Genomic DNA, 20,903 nt, shown 5'->3' on the forward strand with positions numbered 1-20,903 from the left:
AAGGCAAGCCTATTCTACAAGGAGTATTTATTATGTCTCAGCATATGAATATTTGCTGAAAATGAGCAAACAACAAATAAGAGCCAAAAGGCTCTTATTTGTTGTCATAATTAACTAGTGCATTTTTACTTTTTCTTTCCTTTGCCAGAGTAACTTGATTATCAATAAGTTTACTTTGAAGGTCCATAATTTTATATTTAGAAGTTTGCAGGTTAAACTTAATTTCTTTATTTGCTTCTTTAAGCTCATTATTTTCCTTTGCATATTTGCTTATTGTATCCTTAAGGATATCAATTTCTGTCCTAAGGGAAGCTATAAGCTCTTCTTTTTCTTGAAGCTCTTTTTCTGCTTCTACTGAATTAGTACGGCTCTGAAGCTCATCATTGTAGCTTTCTAGCCTTTGAATATGCTTTTTTGAATCGGAAAGCTGGGCTTCGTATTCAATCTCTTTAATCTTTAAACCCTCTAATTCTCCCTGAATATCTTTAAGTTTATCAACAGCCTTGAATAATTCGTCAGTAATGTTAACAGCGGATAACACTGCAGCAGAGGTCATACTTAGCTTCTTATTATTCTCTGACAAACCTTTTATCTTTCTATCGGCGTATATAGCAACCTTGTGTAGATATTCTTCGCTCTCTTCACCTTTAAGATTATATTCTAGACCATTTATTTTAACTGTAATAACATTCATTAAAGCACCCTCTTAACTATTTAAAGTAATAATTATATTCTACCATAATTACTCAATTAATAAAACAGGCTTATCTCAATTGAGCTCCTATTTTGTATTCTAGGGCCTTTAATATTTTATTATGAACTTTATTAACATCCTTCTCTTCCAAGGTTCTGTTTTCCGCTCTGTAAACTAGTGAATAAGCAACACTTTTCTTACCCTCAGGGATTTGTTTTCCTTTATATACGTCAAAAAGCTTAATTGACTCTAACATGCTTCCTCCCTGACCTTTTATAGTATCCTCTATATCTTGAACTAATAGCTCTTCATCCACTAATAAAGCTAAGTCTCTTGTAACTGCAGGATACTTAGGAAGAGCTTTATACTTCTTAACTAAATTAGACAGCTCATATAACTCATCTAAATTAATTTCAGCAATATAGCAGGGGAGCTCAATGCCATAATTATCAAGCACATCAGGATGGATCTCTCCCATTATACCTAATAGATTTTTACCAGAGTAAAGCTCTGCTGTTTTGCCTGGATGGTATGCAGGATTTCCTTCCTGTCTTTTAAAGCTAAATTTCACAATACCCATAGCTTCTAATAGATTTTCTACTACACCCTTTAAATCAAAATAATCTGCATTTCCATATAGCCCTATGGTAAGGATATTATTTTCTTTAGGAAGCTTAAGTTCATCCTCATTCTTTATATATACCTTTCCCATTTCAAAGAGTCTTGCTTCTTCTATGCTTCTTGAATAATTTCTTGCAAGAGCCTCAAGCATTGAAGGAATAGTAGTTGTTCTCATTCTGCTATAATCTTCTCCTAAAGGATTCCTAATAACTATCATATCTCTAAGACGGCTATCTTCTGTTGCCTTTATCTTATCTAAAGACTTAGTGCTCACAAAGGAATAAGAAATCGATTGATACAATCCCGAAGCTATCATAGTATTAACAACTATTTCATCAGCAAGCTGCTTAGTGCTTTTTACCTCTTTATAGGTTAAGGATTTACTGATAGTTGTTGGTATATTATCATAGCCATAGATTCTAGCTATTTCCTCAGCGATATCTTCTCTAATAGATAAATCTATCCTAAAGCTTGGAACCTCAACATTAAGAATTCCCTCCTGAAGCTTTGTAGCTATGTCTAATCTGTTAAGATAATCTACCATCGCTTCGGAAGAAATCTCTGTACCAAGAAAGTCATTTACCCACTTCGCAGAAACCTCTAGAAGCTTTTTCTTCTGTGGACTAGGATATATATCTATAGCTCCTTGAACAACTTCTCCTGCTTTAAGCTCCTCTACTAAGCAGCAAGCTCTTTCAATAGCCATCATAGCAAGCTCTGGATCAATATCCTTTTCAAATCTCAAGGAAGCTTCAGTTCTAAGACCTAACTTTTTTGAATTGATTCTTATATTTGTACCATCAAAATTGGCACTTTCAAAGATAACCTCAGTAGTATCATCTTTTATTTCTGAATCCATTCCACCCATTATACCCGCAAGGCCAATGGTCACATCATTATCCTTAATGCATAATACTGTATCATCTAATATTCTTTCAATTCCATCTAAGGTGGTAAATTTTTCATCAGAATTAGCAATATCCACAACTATTTTATTGGATTTTATTTCCCTTCTATCAAAAGCATGCATTGGCTGACCTAGCTCTAACATCACAAAATTTGTAATGTCAACAATATTGTTTATAGGCCTTACTCCAGCTGCTATAAGTCTCTCCTGCATCCAGTTGGGCGATGGTTCTATGCGAACATTTTTAACACCTTTAGCTATATATCTTCGGCATTTTTCCTTATCCTTTATTTCTACCTTTAAATAATCCTCTATATTATCTGAAGATGAGGGACTGTAGGTATAATTGGGAAGGGTATATTTCTCACCCAAAGTAGCTGCTGTTTCTCTGGCAATTCCTATAATACTCAAGCAATCTGGTCTATTAGAAGTTATCTCAAAATCAATAACCTCATTATTTAAACCTAAAACTTGCTTTATATCTTTTCCCAGCAGAGTATCAGCTGGAAGTATCATTAAGCCATGAACTGGCTCCTCAGTAGGGATACCAAGCTCCTCTTCAGAGCACATCATACCATTAGAAACCACTCCTCTGAGCTTACCTTTTTTTATTTTTAGCCCATTGGGTAAAGATGCACCGTGAAGAGCTACAGGCACTATATCTCCCACCTTCATATTATTTGCTCCAGTAACAATCTGAACTAACTCCCCTTGATTAACATTTAGCTGGCATATTACTAGCTTATCGGCATCAGGATGAGGCTCAATGCTTTCTATCAGTCCTGTAAGAACATTTTCTATATCCTCTCCCTCTACTATAATCTCCTCTACCTTGGAGCCAGAGAGAGTTAATTTATCTGCCAGCTCTTGTGGCGCAATATCTATTTCAACATAATCTTTAAGCCATTTATATGGAACCTTCATTATAATTACCTCCTAGAATTGTTTAAGAAATCTCATGTCGCTTTCATAAAGCAATCTTATATCATCTATGCCGTATTTTAGCATAACCATTCTATCTATACCAAAGCCAAAGGCAAATCCACTGTATACTTCTGGATCAATACCACAATTCCTGAGAACCTGAGGATGCACCATACCACAGCCTAAAAGTTCTATCCAGCCACTACCCTTACATACCTTACAGCCATTTCCCTCACAAACAAAACAGGTAGCATCCATTTCTGCAGACGGCTCTGTAAAAGGAAAATGATGGGGTCTGAACTTTGTTTTAACCCCTTCTCCAAACATTTTTTTAGCAAAGAGCTCTAAGGTTCCTTTTAAATCAGCCATGGTGATTCCCTTATCTATAACTAATCCCTCCAATTGATAAAAGATTGGAGAATGAGTGGCATCTACAGCATCTGATCTAAAAACCTTTCCAGGAGAAATCATTTTTATAGGTGGTTTCTGGTTTTCCATTACTCTTATCTGCACCGGAGAGGTTTGGGTTCTCAAAACTATATTATCATTAATGTAAAAAGTGTCCTGTTCACTTCTAGCAGGATGATTCTTTGGTATATTCAAGGCTTCAAAATTGTAATAGTCCAACTCGATTTCAGGTCCTTCCTCTATAGAAAAGCCCATAGAAACAAATATATCCTTCATTCCCTGAACGGTTAATTCCAAAGGATGCTTCTTACCAATGACCGGTTTTTTCCCAGGTAAGGATATATCTATAACTTCATTTTTCAGCTTTCTAACCTTATCTTTTTCCTTTATTTCCCTGGAAATATTTTCTATTTTATCTTCTATTTCACCTCTTACTTCATTAGCAACCTTTCCCACAACAGGTCTTTCCTCTGGGGATAAAGCTCCCATTCCTCTTAAAATAGCTGTAAGCTCTCCTTTTTTTCCTAAATATTTAACTCTTATAGCTTCCAACTCTGCAAGGCTTTCTATATTACTAATTTCCTCAATGGCTTTTTTACTGATTTCCAAAAGCTTTTCTTTCATTATGTTGCTCCTTTCATTAAATACTGTAAGTTTTTCTGCAAAATAAAAAACCGCCCCAAAAGGGACGGATTATCCGCGGTACCACCCTAGTTAGCAATTTTCATGCTCACTTAACTTAATAACGGTTTTATCCGCCGACTACTACTTCAATTTCACAGCCGGAACTCCTGAGCGAACTTCAGTATAGTAGCTTCTGGAAGACTCTCAGTCTATGATCTTCCTCCCTGTATAAAGCAGCTTATACCTACTCTCTCATTCACAGTTTTTATCTATTTTAATAATATAATATAACTATTTTCTCTTAAAATCAAGCATTAAACATAAGTCTTTGTCTTAAAGCCTCAAAGATGATTACTGAAGCAGCAACAGCAGCATTTAATGATTCTGCTTTCCCCGGCATAGGTATTATAGCTCTCATATCGCATAAATCCAGCACTTCTGAACTTATCCCATTTCCCTCATTGCCTATGCAGATTACTATTTTTCCTGAAAGGTCACAGTCATAAAGACTGTTGCTTGTTTGAAGGGTTGTTCCCAACAACCTAAATCCCTTTTCCTTAAGACTTTTTATAAATAACATGTCATCTCCTTCCAGAATAATAGGCATTCTAAATACCGAGCCCATAGTGGAACGCAGAACCTTTTCATTTAAATAATCCACTGTTCCCTTAGTACAGATTATTCCTAAAGCTCCCACTGCCTCAGCACTTCTAATAATTGTCCCTAAGTTTCCTGGATCTTGAATTCTGTCTACTAACACGAATATTCCATCTTTTATTTCAGGTATAAGATCCCTCATCTCAACCTCAGCCATTATGCCTTGAGGCTTTTCAGTATCCGATAGCTCATTAAAAAGAGTATCCTTAAGAAGCACTGTAGGGATTCCTATAAAAATATCAAGGTCTTCCTTGTGTTTATTATAAAATTCCTCTGTGACTATTAATTTTATAATCTTAACCTCTGACTTAACAGCCTCTTCTGCAAATCTAAGCCCTTCAATCAAATATCTATTATAAGCAAGCCTATACCTTTTATTTTTGAGTTTTTTCAGCTCCTTATATACTTTATTATCCTTACTTTCTATATATATCAAATGAAAACCTCCATTTATCTGTTAAAACCTCTCCCTATTTTGGCAATGTCTTTCTCTGAGCCAACAGCAACGAGTACAGAACCATGAGTAATTATATCCTCAGCTAAGGGATTAACATTAACTGAGCTATCGCTTTTAATAGCTATAATATTTAATCCAAATTTGCTTCTTAGGGATAGCTCCTGTAGGCTTTTACCATACCAATCTTCAACGGGACATATCTCCATAATACTATATTCTGGTGATAATTCAATATAATCCATAATATTTGAAGATGCTAAATTATGAGCCACTCTCACTCCCATATCTCTTTCAGGAAGCACAACACGATCCGCTCCTATCTTTTCTAACACCTTTGCATGGAGCTCATTCTTCGCTTTAGAAATAATATATTTTATTCCTAACTCCTTTACCATTAAGGTTATCATAATACTAGCTTGGATATTCTCACCAATAGTTATCACTGCAACATCAAAATTTCTTATTCCTAAGGCCTTAAGGCTATTCTCATCGGTAGCATCCACCTGTACTGCATGAGTAACTTCATTAGCTATATCTTGCACAATATCTTCATTCTTATCAACAGCCATAACTTCATATCCAAGCTTATATAAATTTTTAGCTACAGATGATCCAAATCTACCAAGTCCAATAACGATAAATTGTTTTTTCATTTTAACATCACCTACCCAACAATTATTCTATCCTCTGGATACTTAACCCCATTACCATTCTTCTTTCTGCGACTAATAACTGCTAGAACTACTGTTAAAGGGCCTACTCTTCCACAATACATAGTAAATATGAGTACTATCTTTCCAACAAAGCTTAGATTTCCAGTTAAACCTGCTGAAAGACCTACTGTTCCGTATGCTGAAGTGGTCTCAAAAAGCAGAGACTCTATAGATGCACCAGGCTCTGTTATCGAAAGTATCATTGTAACAGCAATAACAATAAAGAGTCCAATGGTAACAATGGTAAAAGCTTTATATATAATATCCTTAGGTATCCTTCTCTTAAAAACCTCTGTATCCTCTCTTCCCTTAGCCACAGCAACTAGTGTCATAAATAATACACCGATTGTTGTAACTTTTGTTCCACCTGCAGTAGAGCCAGAGGAGCCTCCAATAAACATTAAAATAATAGTAAGAAATATCCCAGAGGTTGTCATACCTTCAATTGAAATAGAATTAAAGCCTGCTGTTCTTGGTGTTATACTAGCAAATAAAGCATTTAGTACTTTTTCCCCATTAGTTAATTTCCCAAGGGTCTCTGGATTTTTTAATTCAAAAAGAAGCATTAATAAGGCACCACCAGCAATTAATATAGCTGTAATTGTTATAACTATTTTAGAATGGACAGATAATCTTTTTGTCTTCCTAAAATTAAAAATGTCAGACCAAACTATAAAACCCAATCCTCCTATAACGATTAAAGCTGCTATGGTAAGAATTACTACGGGATTATCCGCATAGGCAGTAAGACTTGTAAAGTTTCCAAACAAGTCAAAGCCAGCATTACAAAAAGCAGAAATAGAATGCCATAAGCTATAATAGCTACCTTTTAGCAGACCATATTCAGGAATAAACTGACTTGACAAAAAGAGTCCGCCTAAAAACTCTATGGAAAAAGTAAAAATAAGCACATATTTTGCCAGCTTAACCAATCCTTGAATGCTAAAAGTATTCATAGATTCCTGCATTATTAATCTTTCTTTGAGACTAATTTTCTTTCCTAGTATTAAAGAAATCAGTGTTGCAAAGGACATAAATCCAATACCACCAATTTGTATTAATACTATTATTATTGTCTTACCAAAATAACTCCAATGAGTACCTGTATCCAAGGTTACTAACCCTGTTACACAGACTGCTGAGGTAGATGTAAAAAGACTATCAAGAAAGTTAGTTGCCTTTCCTTCAGCAGAAGATATAGGTAACGATAAAAGAAAAGCTCCTATAATAATTAATACAAAGAATCCTACAGCTAATATCTCTACCGGATTTAGCTTTATTAACTTCAAATATTTTTTAATCATATCTGCCACCCTATTAAAATCTATTTTTTAAGTATATCACAATATTATTATAACTTAAAAAAATATATATATTTATTATACAAAAAAATGCGACCTAGGTCGCATTTTATATTAAAGGTTTATTTGATTTTTAGCTACTTCTACTAAATCAGCAAATGCCTTAGGATCATTTATAGCAATTTCAGCTAGCATTTTTCTGTTTATATCTATACCAGCAAGCTTTATACCATTCATGAACTTAGAATAGGATAAGCCATTCATTCTTGTAGCTGCATTTATTCTTGCTATCCAAAGCTTTCTAAAATCTCTCTTTTTAAGCTTTCTTCCTACATATGCATTTCTTAAAGCTCTTATAACAGACTCATTAGCTGTTTTGAAAAGCTTGCTTTTACCACCATAATAGCCCTTTGCAAGCTTTAATACTTTTTTATGATTTTTACGAGCATTGACCGCTCTTTTAACTCTTGCCATTTAACTAACCTCCTACTCCGTAGTTTATAGATATGGTAATAACTTCTTCATGTTCTTTTCTTGAGTAGGTGAAACATAAGCTGCTTTTCTTAAGTTTCTCTTTCTCTTAGAACTTTTCTTTGTTAATATGTGGCTCTTAAACGCTTTTGCTCTTTTAAGTCTTCCACTACCTGTTTTCTTAAATCTCTTTGCTGCACCTCTATGAGTTTTCATTTTTGGCATGATAAAATCCTCCTCTCAAGTTACGCTTTCTTAGGAGCCAAAATCATAATCATATTTCTACCTTCAAGTTTAGCTGGCTTTTCGATGTTACATACATCCTCGAGCATTTCCGCAAATCTCTTCAATATTTTTTGCCCAATATGTGAATAATCTGCTTCTCTTCCTCTAAACCTAACGGTTACTTTAACTTTGTCTCCATCAAGCAAAAATTTCCTTGCATTATTTGCTTTAATGCTAACATCATGTTCTTCTATTTGTGGACTGAATCTGATTTCTTTTACATTAACAACCTTCTGCTTTTTCTTAGCTTCTTTTTCCTTCTTAGATTGCTCATAAATATACTTTCCAAAGTCCATTATTTTGCATACTGGCGGATTTGCATTAGGTGATATCATAACCAGGTCCAGTTCTTTTTCTTCTGCAAGCCTTAAGGCTTCCCTGGATGATAATAATCCGAGCATAGACCCATCTGCATCTATCACCCTTATCTCTTTTTCCCTAATATCTTCATTAAGCAAATAGTTTTTATTAATACGCTTCACCTCCGGTTAAATATAGGCATATAAATATTAAATATAAAAAGGACGGCATAAGCCGTCCTCTAAATATCACAATAACTTCATAGTAATATCATAACCTCACTAGCGATGCTGTAAGGTGAGAAACGGCAGTTCCTACTTGACATAATGATTTTATCACCTGAAATTATAAAAGTCAACCTTTTATTTTTCTGGAACCTTTATATCCCCTAAATCTTTAATAAATATTACTTCTTCATCATGGTGTTTTATAGAAATAGTACCATTTTTGTTTTTGTTATAGCCTTCCACATATTCATCCTGTGAGCTTTTGTTAATGGGATCTTTGGTTTCCTTTATGGAACTACAGAGGGAACACCCCTCACAATATAAAACTCTATCTAAAAACACATTATTTATGGTTTCAAGGAACTCTTTATTAAGGCAATACTTACTTCCATGGATTATAACCTTTCTTGGAGAATTAGTTATTAATCCGCTTATCATGATATCCTCCACGTTACCCATACCGTTAAATCTATTTTCCGATATGTCATTAATAAAGTCCTGAAAAATGTCTTTACCATAGCTGTCCAACAAACTATACTCTCCATATTTATTTATATGGATATTAACTTCATATATCTTACTTTCTTGTACATCTACAAAATATCTAAGAAGCTTTATAAATTCATTATACTCCTTTTCTATCATATACTTTTCTACAACTTTATCAACCACCGCTTGAATATCTTCTATTAAGTCTTTAAATCTAAAAATAATGAAACCATTAACATTAATCTCTCTTTTCTCTTCTATACAATCTTTTATTTTTTCAATTATATTATTAATCCTATTCATACAATAAATATAGGTTTCATCCATGGTAACATCTTCACCACGAAGAATTTCCATCACCTTAGCTTCAATTTCAATTAACTCATCATGCTTCAAAAAATAATAGTTATCTGTTAAAAGCTCATACATCTCTTTATTCCTGAAGTAATCTATAATGACTTTATATAGAATATTGCTTATATACAAATAAACCATCTTTTCTAAAGTCTCTGTATAGTCCTTATCATCACAAATTATATTAATGAAGTGAGTATTTCTTTCAATATATTCCGATATTCCAATAATCATATTTTTACTTTTAAAATTTTGCCGCATGCTTTGTATTTTATCTACTATATTTATATCACCCTCATAAGCAAGCTTAAGAAGTATCATAACCTCCTCACTCCTTCCTTAAATATAGTATGTATTCAAAAGTGATGTATATACAAAATAATTGTAACAATTATCGACACAGCTATTTTAAGTTCACTCTCGTGGAGTTACAATATTATATATGTTTAAAAAGGAGTATAAAAAAATATGTATGCTATCGTTGACGAAAGAATATTAGTTGAAGAAGAAGAAACTCTTGAAAAATTAGGTTACAAGGTTATAAAATGTCCTAAAACCCCTTTAGTAAATCCAGCTATTTCCTCCCATCCTGATATACAGCTCTTCAAAATAGATCAAAAAACATTTATTGTACATAACAGTATGGATGTGGAATTCAAAAACAAACTTATAGCTATGAATTATGAACTTATTGAAAGTGCAGCTTCACTTTCTTGCGATTATCCAAAGGATATATTTTTAAATGCATATCAAACTAAAGAGTATTTTATACATAATATAGACTTCACCGATAAAAACCTACTAGCTCATATGAAAAACAAAAAGCTAATCTCAGTAAAGCAAGGTTATACTAAGTGCTCAATATTACCTATAAGCGATAAGGCTTTAATCACCAACGATCCTTCCATAGCTTCAACGCTGGAGCCTTTAGGCTTTGACATCTTAAAGCTCCCATACGGTGACATTCTTCTCCCAGGCTATAGTTATGGTTTTATAGGGGGATGTGGAGGCTTATCTCCTAAGGGTGAATTATTGCTTTTTGGGGAATTAAAGAGTTATGCTTATCACCGAGAAATCATGGACTTTTTACAAAAATATGATGTGAAACCAATTTCCCTTTCCAGAGGAAAATTAAAAGATAGAGGGAGTATATTCTTCATATAATACTCCTTCAAAACAAAAAAGAGCTTTCAAAGTTTTATCTTTGAAAGCTCTTTTTTTATGGAGGCGCCACCCGGATTTGAACCGGGGATGAAGGTGTTGCAGACCTGTGCCTTACCACTTGGCTATAGCGCCGAATTTGGAGCGGAAGACGGGATTTGAACCCGCAACTTTCACCTTGGCAAGGTGACACTCTACCGTTGAGTCACTCCCGCAAATGGTGGCTGGACCAGGAATCGAACCAGGGACACGAGGATTTTCAGTCCTCTGCTCTACCGACTGAGCTATCCAGCCTAAGCCTCAGAAAAATCTAAGGCCTCATGGTGGGAACAACAGGGCTCGAACCTGTGACCCTCTGCTTGTAAGGCAGATGCTCTCCCAGCTGAGCTATGCTCCCATGTAAGCTACAAGGAAAATTATAATATAGGTATACTATCTTTGTCAATAATATAAATTCATATATTTTTAAAAAGGCTTCTGTGAGTACTATTCCTCACAGAAGCCTTTTATTATTGCTCTTTTTTGGTACTTTCCTCTATAAGCCTACCTATATCCTCATGAGAAAAGCTATATTTAGTATTGCAAAAATGGCATATGAGCTCTTCCTCTTTATTATCCTCATAAAGCTCCACGAGATCCTTTTTTCCGATGCTTAGTAATACCCCTTCTACTTTTTCTCTAGAGCAATCACACTTATATTCAGGAATAACCTCTTCAGTTAGCTTTAAATCCATTCCCTCAAAAATATATTCCGTTATTTCTTCTATAGTTTTACCGTCACTTAATAACTTTGTAATTGGCGGAACCTCTTCCAGCCTATATGTAATAAGATCAGCCAAAAGCTCATCTGCCTCTGGCATAAGTTGAATTATAAAACCTCCCGCTGCTTTAATTGTATAGTCAACATCTACTAACACTCCCAGGGCTACGGCCGTAGGAACCTGTTCAGAAGCAGTAAAATAATAAGCGATATCCTCAGCTATCTCTCCAGAATATATGGGCACTTGTCCTACATAAGGCTCTTTTAAACCCATATCTCTTATGACCATAAGATTTCCATCTCTTCCAATGGCACCACCTACATCTAGCTTCCCTTTATCATTTTGTGGTAGATGTACCTTAGAGTTTCCTATATATCCTTTAACAGAAGCATCATTGTGAGCTGTTACAACAACTCCTTGCGCTTCTCCTCCACCATTTATCTGAAGTGTAAGGGCATCCTTCTCACTTTTTAGCATACTACCCATGAGGGATCCAGCAGTGAGCATCCTTCCTAAAGCAGCAGCTGCTGTAGGTGTGCAACCATGTATACGGGAAGCTTCACCTACAAGATCTCTAGTATCCGCTGCCATTACTCTTATCATACCGTCTTTTGCAATTCCTCTTATTAATTTATCCATTAGTTCTCTCCTCTTTTTAAAATATATGTAATTCTTTCAGAGTTGTTTCTTGAAGGGATACCTTCATTATAGTCATCGTTTTTTGCTAATATTTTAAAGCCAGTATTAATTATGAGTTCTTCAATAAACTCTTCCTTATATGCTCTTTCTACATGTTCCTCCTGGAACCTTTTGTATAATTCACCTTCTTTTAAAAAAAAGGTGAGATACATATTTATGATATCATTCTCAAAGTCATTTTCCCAGCAGTAAAATAACTCCTCAGTATCATAAGTATAAGTGTTATTCCCCAGCACTTGGCTAAGCTTATAATAAGAATTCATATCAAAAATAAATAATCCACCTTCCTCCAGATGGTCATATACTCTTGTAAAAAATTCTATAATATCCTTCTCTTCTAAGACATAGTTTACTGCATCTAATACACAGGTGATAACATCGAACCTTTCATGAAGCTCTAAGTCTACCATATTCTGATTGATGAACCGTATATTCTTTTCTCCTCTAAATTTAAACTCAGCTTCTGAGAGCATTTCTAAGGAGTAATCCACAGCAGTTACCTCAAGGAAACACTTGTACAACTTTTCTATAACTATACCTGTACCACAGGCAATGTCTAGATATTTGTTTTTATTAATACCATTCCTGTCAGCAGCCTTTAATATATAGCTAGAAATCTTATTATAATCAATATCTTCTGTGATCAACTTATCATAAATTAATGCTAAATTTTCATACGAGCTATTCATAAAGCTACCCCCTAAAGAACCTTGTTTACATAAATAATATAGGTAAAAATAGCTAACGTCAATAGAATACCTATCTACCTTGTTCTAGAATTTCTCTATTTGATGGAACCTTAAGAGTCTTTTTCTTTTTGGTCATTACTCCCCCTATTCTTCCAGTTTCCTCTGCTGTAAGACCACTCCAGCCTAAAGCTTCTACCTTCTCCTTTAGCCCAAGCTCCTCAGCAATTTCATATTTAAGTTTCTCTCTGAGCTTTTCTGCTTCAGTTAACTCTCTATTTGCTTTTATTTTAGATTTTATTACTTTTTTTAAAGGTGTTTTACTCAAAGCACTCACCGCCAAAGAGAATTTATTTGTAATATATTTTAACCCTATATATATAATTTATTCTTAATAAAGTAATCAAGGAGTGTTAAAATAATATACAGATATATATTTTTCTCTAAGTCATTATATAATATACTAAATATAAGACTTTTAAGTGCTAGTCATAGATTAAATATAAAACTAAAGAATATTTACTTATAAAATTTCTTTACAACTACTTAGATCATTGAATAGTATGTAAGATAACCACAATTAATTAATAAAGGAGAGATGAAAATGGCAATATTCACTGGCTCTGGCGTGGCAATAATCACCCCATTTAACGATGAAGGAGTTGATTTCTCTAAACTGAAGGAGCTTCTAGAATGGCATGTTGAAAACCATACCGATGCCATTATTGTTTGTGGTACAACAGGGGAAGCCTCTACCATGACGGAATCGGAAAGAAAGTCCACCATAGAATTCACCGTAAAAACTATCAATCACAGAATCCCTGTTATTGCCGGTACCGGAAGCAATAACACAAAAGCATCTGTAGAAATGAGCATATGGGCAGAGAATATAGGGGTTGATGCCTTATTAGTTATAACACCATATTATAATAAAACCACTCAGAAAGGTCTTATAGAACACTTTAGAGCCATAGATGCTTCTGTTTCTATTCCTATAATTCTGTATAATGTTCCAAGCCGTACTGGGATGAATATATCTCCCGAAACTCTCTTAAAGCTTACAGGACTTAAAAATATCAAGGCTATTAAAGAAGCCAGTGGTGATATAAGCCAGATTGCAAAATATAAAGCCCTCTGTGGAGATTCTATTGACATTTATTCTGGTAATGATGATCAGGTTATACCAATTCTTTCTTTAGGAGGCTTAGGAGTTATCTCTGTTGCAGCAAATATCCTTCCTAAAGAAATGCATGATATGTGCTCTTTATACCTAGATGGAAGGTATAAGGAAGCTCTTATGCTCCAATTAGACTACCTCGGCTTAATCAATGAATTATTTAGTGAAACTAATCCTATTCCAGTAAAAACTGCAATGAATTTAATGGGTCTTCAGGTGGGTGATTTAAGGCTTCCTCTCTGTTCTATGACTTCTAGCAATCTAGATAAGTTAAAGGCTGAATTAAAGAGTAAAAATCTCATTAAATAGGAGGTAATTATGACAAATATACTTCTAAATGGCTGCATGGGTAAAATGGGTAAAACAGTAACAAGACTCGCAAAAGATAACCCAGATATAAATATAGCAGCAGGTATTGATAGAAATATTTCCGAGGATAATGATTATCCTGTATTTTCTTCCGTAAAAGATGTAAATATAGACTATGATGTTCTTTTGGATTTTTCCAGACCAGATTCTCTATATGAACTATTAAGCTTTTCCATAAAAAATAAAAAGCCTATTATTTTATGCACTACTGGTTATACAGAGGAACAGCTTGATAAAATCAAAGAAGCAGCGGAAGTTATTCCTGTTTTTCGCTCAGCAAACATGAGCTTAGGAGTAAATGTTATGTCTCAGCTTTTAAATGCATTAGCACCAATCTTATATGGAGATTTTGATATAGAGATTATAGAAAAGCACCACAACGAAAAGGTAGATTCCCCCAGCGGAACCGCTCTTCTATTAGCAGATTCAATCAGAAGCTCATTAAAGGAAGAAACTCACCTAGTATTAGGTAGAAACGGAAATAAAAAGAGAGACAATAAAGATATAGGAATTCACGCCATTAGAGGTGGGAGTATCGTAGGGGATCATGAAGTAATATTCGCATCTAAGGGAGAAATTATAGAAATCACTCATAAAGCTATGTCAAGAGACGTCTTTGCATATGGCGCTCTTAAAGCTTGTAGTTTTATTATTGATAAACCAGCAGGCTTGTATGATATGAATGATGTTGTAAACCTTAAGTTATAAAAAAAGACTAGATTTCTAGTCTTTTTTATTTTATTTTTTATCTATCCATTTTTCTATTCTAAATAAAGCCTCCTGAAGCTCTTCCTTAGAATAGCTATAGGATATTCTTATAAAGCCTTCTCCTCTAGCTCCAAAAGCCGTTCCAGGAACGCAGGCAACCTTCCCTTTATATAGTAGGTCATCACAAAAATCTTCACTCTTTATATTAAAGCCTTTAATTGAAGGAAATATATAAAATGCTCCCTGTGGTAAATTACATTGAAATCCTAGCTTTAATAGTTTATAATACACAAAATCTCTTCTTTCTCGAAAAGTCTCTTTCATATAATTAACATCACCCATAGAACTGCGTAAGCCCTCTAAGGCAGCATACTGAGAAATAGAAGTAGCGCAGGATACATTGTATTGATGAACCTTCATAATCTCACGGAGAATTTCCTTTGGAGCACAAACATAACCGACTCGCAAGCCCGTCATAGAAAACATTTTAGAAAATCCGCTGACATATATTATTTTCTCTTTTATATCCTGGCACTCAGCAACAGAATAATATTCTGAATAGCATAAAGCAGAATATATTTCATCGGTAATAACCAGTATTTCATTTTCTTTTATCAGCTCTTGAAGCTTTTTTCTATCTTCTAAGCTGAGAATTGCTCCTGTAGGATTTGAAGGAAAGGATAATACAAGAATATTATTACTTCCTTTCTTAATTTTCAGCTTTAAGTCCTCAAAATTCAAAGAAAAATCCTCTTGAAGTTTATATTCATCTATTTCTGCCCCTAGTATAGTTCCTATACTTTTGTAGGCTGGGTAAGCAGGATCTGGGATTATCAATCTATCTCCAGGATTAATCAGAGCTGACAATACAGAGTATAACCCTTCACTGCCACCAACGGTTATGCATACCTCTTCTGGCTCATAATTTATATTATAACCTTCAAGATAGCTGCATATTTCCTTCCTTAGCTCATAAATACCTGCGTTAGCGGTATATATGGTATTATCATTATTAATAGCATCAACCATTGCCCTTTTTATCCTGTCTGGCACCTTAAAATCTGGTTGTCCTAAGGTTAAGGATATAGCATCAGGAACCTCCTGCAGCTTATTAAAAATCTTTCTAATTCCTGATATTTCTATTCCTTGCAAATTTCTATTCATTATCATCCCCTCCTTTATTTAATAATTATAATTGTAATAATACTTTAAATAAACCACTTTATTTATTATAATATCATTATTGCAGTAAGATTAGTCTTAAAATTAGTTGGAAAGGGTGATTATATGAGTTACAACTTAACAGATCCTTATGAGATAGCAAGATTTATAAAAGAAGCTAAAAAAACCACCCCAGTTAAGGTTTATATCAATGGAAATATTGATAAAAACACCTTAGGAGAATTAGAATGGTTCGGAAATGATGGTTTTTATATACTTTTTGGAGAAAGTAATCTTATCAGTGAGGTTATTCTTAAAAACCAGACTACCATAAGAAACTTTAGAGTAGAAAACGACAGAAGGAACTCAGCTATCCCACTTATGGATCTTAGAGATATAGATGCACGCATAGAGCCGGGCGCTATTATCAGAGATAAGGTAACAATTGGAAAAAGCGCAGTGATCATGATGGGTGCTGTTATAAATATTGGTGCAGAAATAGGCGAAGGTGCCATGATTGACATGAACGCAGTGGTAGGCGCTAGAGGAAAAATCGGAAAGAAGGTACATCTTGGCGCCGGCGCAGTTGTTGCAGGGGTTTTAGAACCACCTAGCAAAGAACCTTGTATTATCGAGGACGAAGTTTTAATAGGAGCAAATGCTGTTATTCTTGAAGGAGTACATATAGGTAAAGGATCTGTGGTAGCTGCTGGATCAGTGGTTGTGGAAGATGTTCCGGCTGGTGTAGTAGTTGCAGGTACTCCTGCTAAAATTATTAAAACAGTAGACGAAAAGACCAAAGACAAAACTAAGCTATTGGATGATTTAAGGAAATAGTTAAAAGGTGCGAATATCGCACCTTTTTTTTAACCAACACTAATTTCTTCTTCGATATCTTGAGATTCTTTTCCAACCCTCTCCATCTTAGAAATAGAAACCTCATAAGCCACTTTTTTAATTACTTCTGTTTCGGAAACCTTCTTTTGATATTCTCTACTTTGAAGTCTTCCCCAAACTCTTATGTTATCTCCAACGCCTAGATTCTGACAAAATCTAGAATTTCTTCCCCAAGCTATAGTAGGTATATAATCTGATTTATTGTAAGCTCTATTAACAGCTAAGAGCACATCAGCTATTTCCCTTCCAAAAGGGGTTGTCCTATATACTGGCTCTTTACATATAAATCCATCAAGAAAAATCTCATTAGGATTTTTGCTTCTTGCTAAGCAAGGCTCTATATTCCTTGCAAACACTGTAAGTATCAGTTTATTTGCTCCATCCATGAATTTATTATAAGATCTTAATTGTCCTTCAACAATTATATCTTTACCAATGGATAACTCCATATCGGTAATGATTCTTTCTGATACAGTAATATTTAAAATATCCTTGGTATCACTAAGCCTCATTACTTCCAGCTCAAAGTTGTAAAATCCCTCACCATACATTTCATGACTAAAGGATAAATTAGATACTACAGTTCCCTCCAAATAAATCTTGTTGTTTAACATCAAATTGTCCATCCTAACCCTCTCTCCCTTGGTTTTTTAATCTTTAAAATAAAATATGTTTAAAATAATTAAAATATTACCCCTATACCATAATGTTTGAAATATTTGAATCTTTGTATATATACTCATTATAATACACACCCTGTTAAAAATTCAACAGAATTATTTGATAAATTGTCTTCCATCATTATCAATATAATAATTTTCCTTGTATATTAATTGAGAAATAATAACAAATTGATAACCCTTATTATTTAAATCATCAATAATCCTTATTAAATTACCCGGCGTATATCTTGCATCATTATGAAAAAGCATTATGGAGCCTGGTTTCACTTTGTTCATAATCCTTAGATACTCTATTTCTGCCCCTTGCTCCTTCCAATCAACGCTATCAGAATCCCACTGTATGGAATATTTCCCCACTTCTTCAATAACTTTCATGGATAGATCATTATATGCTCCACTGGGAAATCTAAATAAATTGGTTTCTATTCCAAGGTATTTTCTTATAACTGCATCGGTCATCTCTATCTCTTTTATAATTTTATCCCTAGATACCTTGGTCATATCAGGATGCATATAGCTATGATTCCCTACTTCATGCCCTTCAGCATATATCCTTTTAAGCTTTTCAACATTTTCTTCACTGGTTTCTACCCAGCCCCCCATAATAAAGAAGGTAGCCTTAACCTTTTTTTCCTTTAATATATCAAGGATTTCATAAATATAATCTGTCTCAGCCCAGTTTATATCAAAGGTTAAAGCTACCTCATTGCCTTGCTTCTCTACTGAATAAATAGGCAGCTTCCTCTCTCCCGCAAAGGAAAAAGTCCTACCGCCTCTTCCTAAAAAAAGCACAGACCCTAAGCAAGTAAAAAGTATTAAAATCAAGGCTGTAATTATCTTATTAAATAACTTATCATCCATCTATCCTACTCTTCCTTTAATAAATTGCTATATTGATATATATTCTATAACAATTTTTTATATGCTTTTCAGGTCTGTAATTGTACTCTATTTGATTGTTAAGAATTTACTCATTTATTAGTTGAAATAAACTATGTCATCCTCTGGTTTTTCTGCTTCTTCTGCAGATAGCACTCTTAATATAGGGCCTTCTCCCTTATATAAGGAACTAACTCCAATATTGACTCTAGCACTAATATACACCGAATCTTGAGATTTTAAATTCTCTGCCAGGGTATATTTGCAAACTAGGCCTATGTAGGATATATCATCGGCACAGCAAGTCATTGCTAGCCTACCTGCTACAAAGCTATTTTTAGAAACATCTCTTTCTTTATACACAGTTCCTCTAAATTTTACTATTTTCCCTTGATACTTTTCTGGGTGTTCTGTTATATCAAGGTAAAATATGCCAAAATCCTCATCTACTATAGTAATCTCAGAAGAATTAATATTGTATGGAAGAACCTCCTGCTGGTGATCCATTATAACTCCATCCACAGTCTCATATATAAGCTGTGCTTTTCTATTTATTGCTTTAATATTTCTTCTAAATACCAATTGATCCATATCCTTAGTACAACGGTTAATAACTATTAAATCAGAATAGGCCACCTGCTGCATAAGTAAGGATCTCATATTATTAACATACATAGAAAATGTGGATGCGTCAATTGTTGTAAGTATCTGTGCTATAGCCCAGCTCTCAGGAAGAGCCAAGGCTAAAAATCTATTTACATCCCACATCCCATTATGTTCGATGATAACCTGCTTTGGTTGATATTTTTTATTTAGCTTCTCTAAGAACTCTTCTGTAAGCTCTTCTTCACTTTCTACAGACACCAGGGATATATTCTTAGCCTTTAATTCTTTAATTGGATATTCTATCTCTCCATCCTCACAATGAACCACTAGAGTTTTTCCTTTTGATGTAAACTCCTCATCCCTTAGGGTATCAACGATAAATGTTGTTTTTCCACTTTCTAAGAAACCAGTAAATAAAAATACTGGAATATTCATTTAACCACTTCCTTCAAAATAATTTCCACTTATGTCTGCTAATAATAGCTACAGACTTTTACTATATATGAAAAAGCTGAGCTATTTTATCCTTGTGGAGCTCTGTACCAATTACACAGATTCTCCCTGTAACATCTGGGCTTCCTTCTCTAATTTCATATTCATTAGGAACCAAGTCAAAGTAAAACCAGCCCTTATCTTTTCCTTGAACCATACCTTTACTCCTTAATACATTTCCATAAGAAGATGTATTAGCCAAGGCGTTTAATATAGTCTCTAGCTCTTCTTTACTATATTTTTCAAAGGTCTCTACTCCCCAATCAGAAAACACCTCGTCTGCATGATGGTGATGATGATGCTTATGATGTCCATGATGATGACAACAGCACTTTTCACCCTCATCATGGCAATGGTTATGGTGGTGATCATGTTGCTCATGGTGACAGCAGCACTCTCCCTCTTCTCCATGACTATGATGCTCATGATGTTCACATCCGCAATCTCCGTCACAGTGATCATGATGCTCTTCCTTCAGATACTCTTCCATGAGCTCCTGGGCTAAAGTTTTCCCCTGCTCCATAGCAGCTAAAATTTGTTCTCCTCTCAAGTCTTCCCATGGGGTAGTAATTATGGAAGCCTTGCTATTTTTACTTCTAAGAAGATGAACAGACTCCTTTAGCTTTTCTTCTGTCATATTTTGAGTTCTGCTCATAACTATAGTCGCTGCATTTTCCACTTGATTATTATAAAACTCACCGAAGTTTTTACTATACATTTTACACTTCATACCATCAACAACAGTTACTGATGATGTGAGCTCTAAAGGCATATCATGGCTCACACCCTTTACAGCTCTAATAACATCAGATAGCTTTCCTACTCCTGAAGGCTCTATAATAACCCTATCTGGGGCATAAGTACTTAATACCTGGCCTAAAGCCTCACTAAAATCTCCTACCAGAGTGCAGCATATACAGCCGCTGTTCATCTCTGATACCATAACCCCAGCTTCCTTCATAAAGCCGCCATCTATTCCAATTTCCCCAAATTCATTTTCAATTAAAACTACTTTTTCACCTTTAAAGGCTTCTTCTAACAGCTTTTTAATCAGAGTTGTTTTACCTGCTCCAAGAAAGCCTGATATAACTGTAACTTTTGTCATAAGATCACTCTCCTATAAATATTCAATAATTTATATCATTCATTATATCAAATCTTAATCCAATTTAAAGAATATATAATGAAGAAA

General features: G+C 34.3%; 22 protein-coding genes, 4 tRNA genes and 2 other annotated features. Of the genes, 4 read left to right on the top strand and 22 right to left on the bottom strand.

Annotated features, from left to right (window positions below; all coding sequences use genetic code 11):
* Positions 1–94: 94 nt before the first annotated feature.
* The 10 genes from ACPWSR_RS17390 to ytxC all read right to left on the bottom strand — a co-directional run bounded on the left by ACPWSR_RS17390 (position 95) and on the right by ytxC (position 9,753).
* On the bottom strand, positions 95–694 hold the full coding sequence (locus ACPWSR_RS17390) for a cell division protein ZapA (RefSeq protein WP_426349489.1): 600 nt from the start codon (positions 692–694) through the stop codon (positions 95–97).
* A gap of 70 nt (positions 695–764) precedes the next feature.
* Positions 765–3,146, bottom strand: a complete 2,382-nt coding sequence (gene pheT, locus ACPWSR_RS17395) for a phenylalanine--tRNA ligase subunit beta (protein ID WP_426349490.1) — start codon at positions 3,144–3,146, stop codon at positions 765–767.
* A gap of 12 nt (positions 3,147–3,158) precedes the next feature.
* The gene (gene pheS / locus ACPWSR_RS17400; RefSeq protein ID WP_426349491.1) at positions 3,159–4,178 is read right to left on the bottom strand and encodes a phenylalanine--tRNA ligase subunit alpha; all 1,020 of its coding nucleotides are present in this window, start codon (positions 4,176–4,178) and stop codon (positions 3,159–3,161) included.
* Positions 4,179–4,235: 57 nt separating this feature from the next.
* Positions 4,236–4,447 (bottom strand) — a binding site (T-box leader).
* 38 nt (positions 4,448–4,485) lie between these two features.
* Positions 4,486–5,271 carry a TrmH family RNA methyltransferase gene (locus tag ACPWSR_RS17405; protein WP_426349492.1) on the bottom strand — a complete coding sequence of 262 codons (786 nt, stop codon included), beginning with the start codon at positions 5,269–5,271 and terminating at the stop codon, positions 4,486–4,488.
* 14 nt (positions 5,272–5,285) lie between these two features.
* A complete protein-coding gene (locus ACPWSR_RS17410) occupies positions 5,286–5,945 on the bottom strand; it encodes a potassium channel family protein (protein WP_426349493.1) in 660 nt (219 codons plus the stop codon).
* Positions 5,946–5,956: 11 nt separating this feature from the next.
* Complete coding sequence (locus ACPWSR_RS17415; protein WP_426349494.1) at positions 5,957–7,294, bottom strand: TrkH family potassium uptake protein; 1,338 nt, start codon at positions 7,292–7,294, stop codon at positions 5,957–5,959.
* A gap of 126 nt (positions 7,295–7,420) precedes the next feature.
* Complete coding sequence (gene rplT, locus ACPWSR_RS17420) at positions 7,421–7,780, bottom strand: 50S ribosomal protein L20 (protein ID WP_426349495.1); 360 nt, start codon at positions 7,778–7,780, stop codon at positions 7,421–7,423.
* A gap of 24 nt (positions 7,781–7,804) precedes the next feature.
* Positions 7,805–8,002: a 50S ribosomal protein L35 gene (gene rpmI, locus ACPWSR_RS17425; protein WP_426349496.1), complete on the bottom strand. Its 198-nt coding sequence runs from the start codon at positions 8,000–8,002 to the stop codon at positions 7,805–7,807.
* A gap of 20 nt (positions 8,003–8,022) precedes the next feature.
* The gene (infC, locus tag ACPWSR_RS17430) at positions 8,023–8,520 is read right to left on the bottom strand and encodes a translation initiation factor IF-3 (RefSeq protein WP_426349497.1); all 498 of its coding nucleotides are present in this window, start codon (positions 8,518–8,520) and stop codon (positions 8,023–8,025) included.
* Positions 8,521–8,572: 52 nt separating this feature from the next.
* Positions 8,573–8,688: a sequence feature (ribosomal protein L20 leader region), on the bottom strand.
* Positions 8,689–8,724: 36 nt separating this feature from the next.
* Positions 8,725–9,753 (bottom strand): putative sporulation protein YtxC, encoded by a 1,029-nt coding sequence (gene ytxC, locus ACPWSR_RS17435; RefSeq protein WP_426349498.1) that lies wholly within the window; start codon positions 9,751–9,753, stop codon positions 8,725–8,727.
* A 147-nt stretch (positions 9,754–9,900) separates the two neighbouring features.
* On the opposite strand from ytxC, the gene ACPWSR_RS17440 reads away from it, so the two are divergent.
* On the top strand, positions 9,901–10,596 hold the full coding sequence (locus ACPWSR_RS17440; protein ID WP_426349499.1) for a DUF6873 family GME fold protein: 696 nt from the start codon (positions 9,901–9,903) through the stop codon (positions 10,594–10,596).
* Between the two features lie 58 nt (positions 10,597–10,654).
* Here ACPWSR_RS17440 and ACPWSR_RS17445 read toward each other — a convergent pair.
* The 7 genes from ACPWSR_RS17445 to ACPWSR_RS17475 all read right to left on the bottom strand — a co-directional run bounded on the left by ACPWSR_RS17445 (position 10,655) and on the right by ACPWSR_RS17475 (position 13,067).
* Positions 10,655–10,728 (bottom strand) — tRNA-Cys (locus ACPWSR_RS17445).
* A gap of 5 nt (positions 10,729–10,733) precedes the next feature.
* Positions 10,734–10,808 (bottom strand) — tRNA-Gly (locus ACPWSR_RS17450).
* Between the two features lie 3 nt (positions 10,809–10,811).
* Positions 10,812–10,887: transfer RNA gene (locus ACPWSR_RS17455), tRNA-Phe, on the bottom strand.
* Positions 10,888–10,914: 27 nt separating this feature from the next.
* Positions 10,915–10,990, bottom strand: a tRNA-Val gene (locus ACPWSR_RS17460).
* 112 nt (positions 10,991–11,102) lie between these two features.
* A complete protein-coding gene (gene hslO / locus ACPWSR_RS17465; protein ID WP_426349500.1) occupies positions 11,103–11,993 on the bottom strand; it encodes an Hsp33 family molecular chaperone HslO in 891 nt (296 codons plus the stop codon).
* On the bottom strand, positions 11,993–12,742 hold the full coding sequence (locus ACPWSR_RS17470; RefSeq protein WP_426349501.1) for a class I SAM-dependent DNA methyltransferase: 750 nt from the start codon (positions 12,740–12,742) through the stop codon (positions 11,993–11,995). Before ACPWSR_RS17470 ends, hslO begins: the two co-directional genes overlap by 1 nt.
* A gap of 70 nt (positions 12,743–12,812) precedes the next feature.
* Positions 12,813–13,067 (bottom strand): small, acid-soluble spore protein, alpha/beta type, encoded by a 255-nt coding sequence (locus tag ACPWSR_RS17475; protein ID WP_426349502.1) that lies wholly within the window; start codon positions 13,065–13,067, stop codon positions 12,813–12,815.
* 276 nt (positions 13,068–13,343) lie between these two features.
* Here ACPWSR_RS17475 and dapA point away from each other — a divergent pair, with 276 nt between their 5' ends.
* Together dapA and dapB are read left to right on the top strand one after the other, a co-directional pair.
* Positions 13,344–14,225 carry a 4-hydroxy-tetrahydrodipicolinate synthase gene (gene dapA, locus ACPWSR_RS17480; protein WP_426349503.1) on the top strand — a complete coding sequence of 294 codons (882 nt, stop codon included), beginning with the start codon at positions 13,344–13,346 and terminating at the stop codon, positions 14,223–14,225.
* Between the two features lie 9 nt (positions 14,226–14,234).
* Positions 14,235–14,993: a 4-hydroxy-tetrahydrodipicolinate reductase gene (gene dapB, locus ACPWSR_RS17485; RefSeq protein ID WP_426349504.1), complete on the top strand. Its 759-nt coding sequence runs from the start codon at positions 14,235–14,237 to the stop codon at positions 14,991–14,993.
* A gap of 30 nt (positions 14,994–15,023) precedes the next feature.
* On the opposite strand, the gene ACPWSR_RS17490 is transcribed toward dapB, so the two are convergent.
* Positions 15,024–16,157, bottom strand: coding sequence for a pyridoxal phosphate-dependent aminotransferase (locus tag ACPWSR_RS17490; RefSeq protein ID WP_426349505.1), 1,134 nt, complete (start codon positions 16,155–16,157; stop codon positions 15,024–15,026).
* A 123-nt stretch (positions 16,158–16,280) separates the two neighbouring features.
* Here ACPWSR_RS17490 and dapD point away from each other — a divergent pair, with 123 nt between their 5' ends.
* Entirely contained in the window at positions 16,281–16,991 is a 711-nt protein-coding gene (dapD, locus tag ACPWSR_RS17495; protein ID WP_426349506.1) for a 2,3,4,5-tetrahydropyridine-2,6-dicarboxylate N-acetyltransferase, read from the top strand.
* A 29-nt stretch (positions 16,992–17,020) separates the two neighbouring features.
* On the opposite strand, the gene ACPWSR_RS17500 is transcribed toward dapD, so the two are convergent.
* The 4 genes from ACPWSR_RS17500 to ACPWSR_RS17515 form a co-directional block, all read right to left on the bottom strand.
* The gene (locus tag ACPWSR_RS17500; RefSeq protein ID WP_426349507.1) at positions 17,021–17,677 is read right to left on the bottom strand and encodes a single-stranded DNA-binding protein; all 657 of its coding nucleotides are present in this window, start codon (positions 17,675–17,677) and stop codon (positions 17,021–17,023) included.
* Between the two features lie 150 nt (positions 17,678–17,827).
* A complete protein-coding gene (locus ACPWSR_RS17505; RefSeq protein ID WP_426349508.1) occupies positions 17,828–18,595 on the bottom strand; it encodes a polysaccharide deacetylase family protein in 768 nt (255 codons plus the stop codon).
* A gap of 117 nt (positions 18,596–18,712) precedes the next feature.
* The gene (locus tag ACPWSR_RS17510) at positions 18,713–19,654 is read right to left on the bottom strand and encodes a GTP-binding protein (protein ID WP_426349509.1); all 942 of its coding nucleotides are present in this window, start codon (positions 19,652–19,654) and stop codon (positions 18,713–18,715) included.
* Between the two features lie 61 nt (positions 19,655–19,715).
* A complete protein-coding gene (locus ACPWSR_RS17515) occupies positions 19,716–20,816 on the bottom strand; it encodes a GTP-binding protein (protein WP_426349510.1) in 1,101 nt (366 codons plus the stop codon).
* Positions 20,817–20,903 lie beyond the last annotated feature (87 nt).

The organism is Alloiococcus sp. CFN-8, from assembly GCF_049943125.1.
Lineage (GTDB): Bacteria > Bacillota > Clostridia > Clostridiales > Clostridiaceae > JAEXZL01.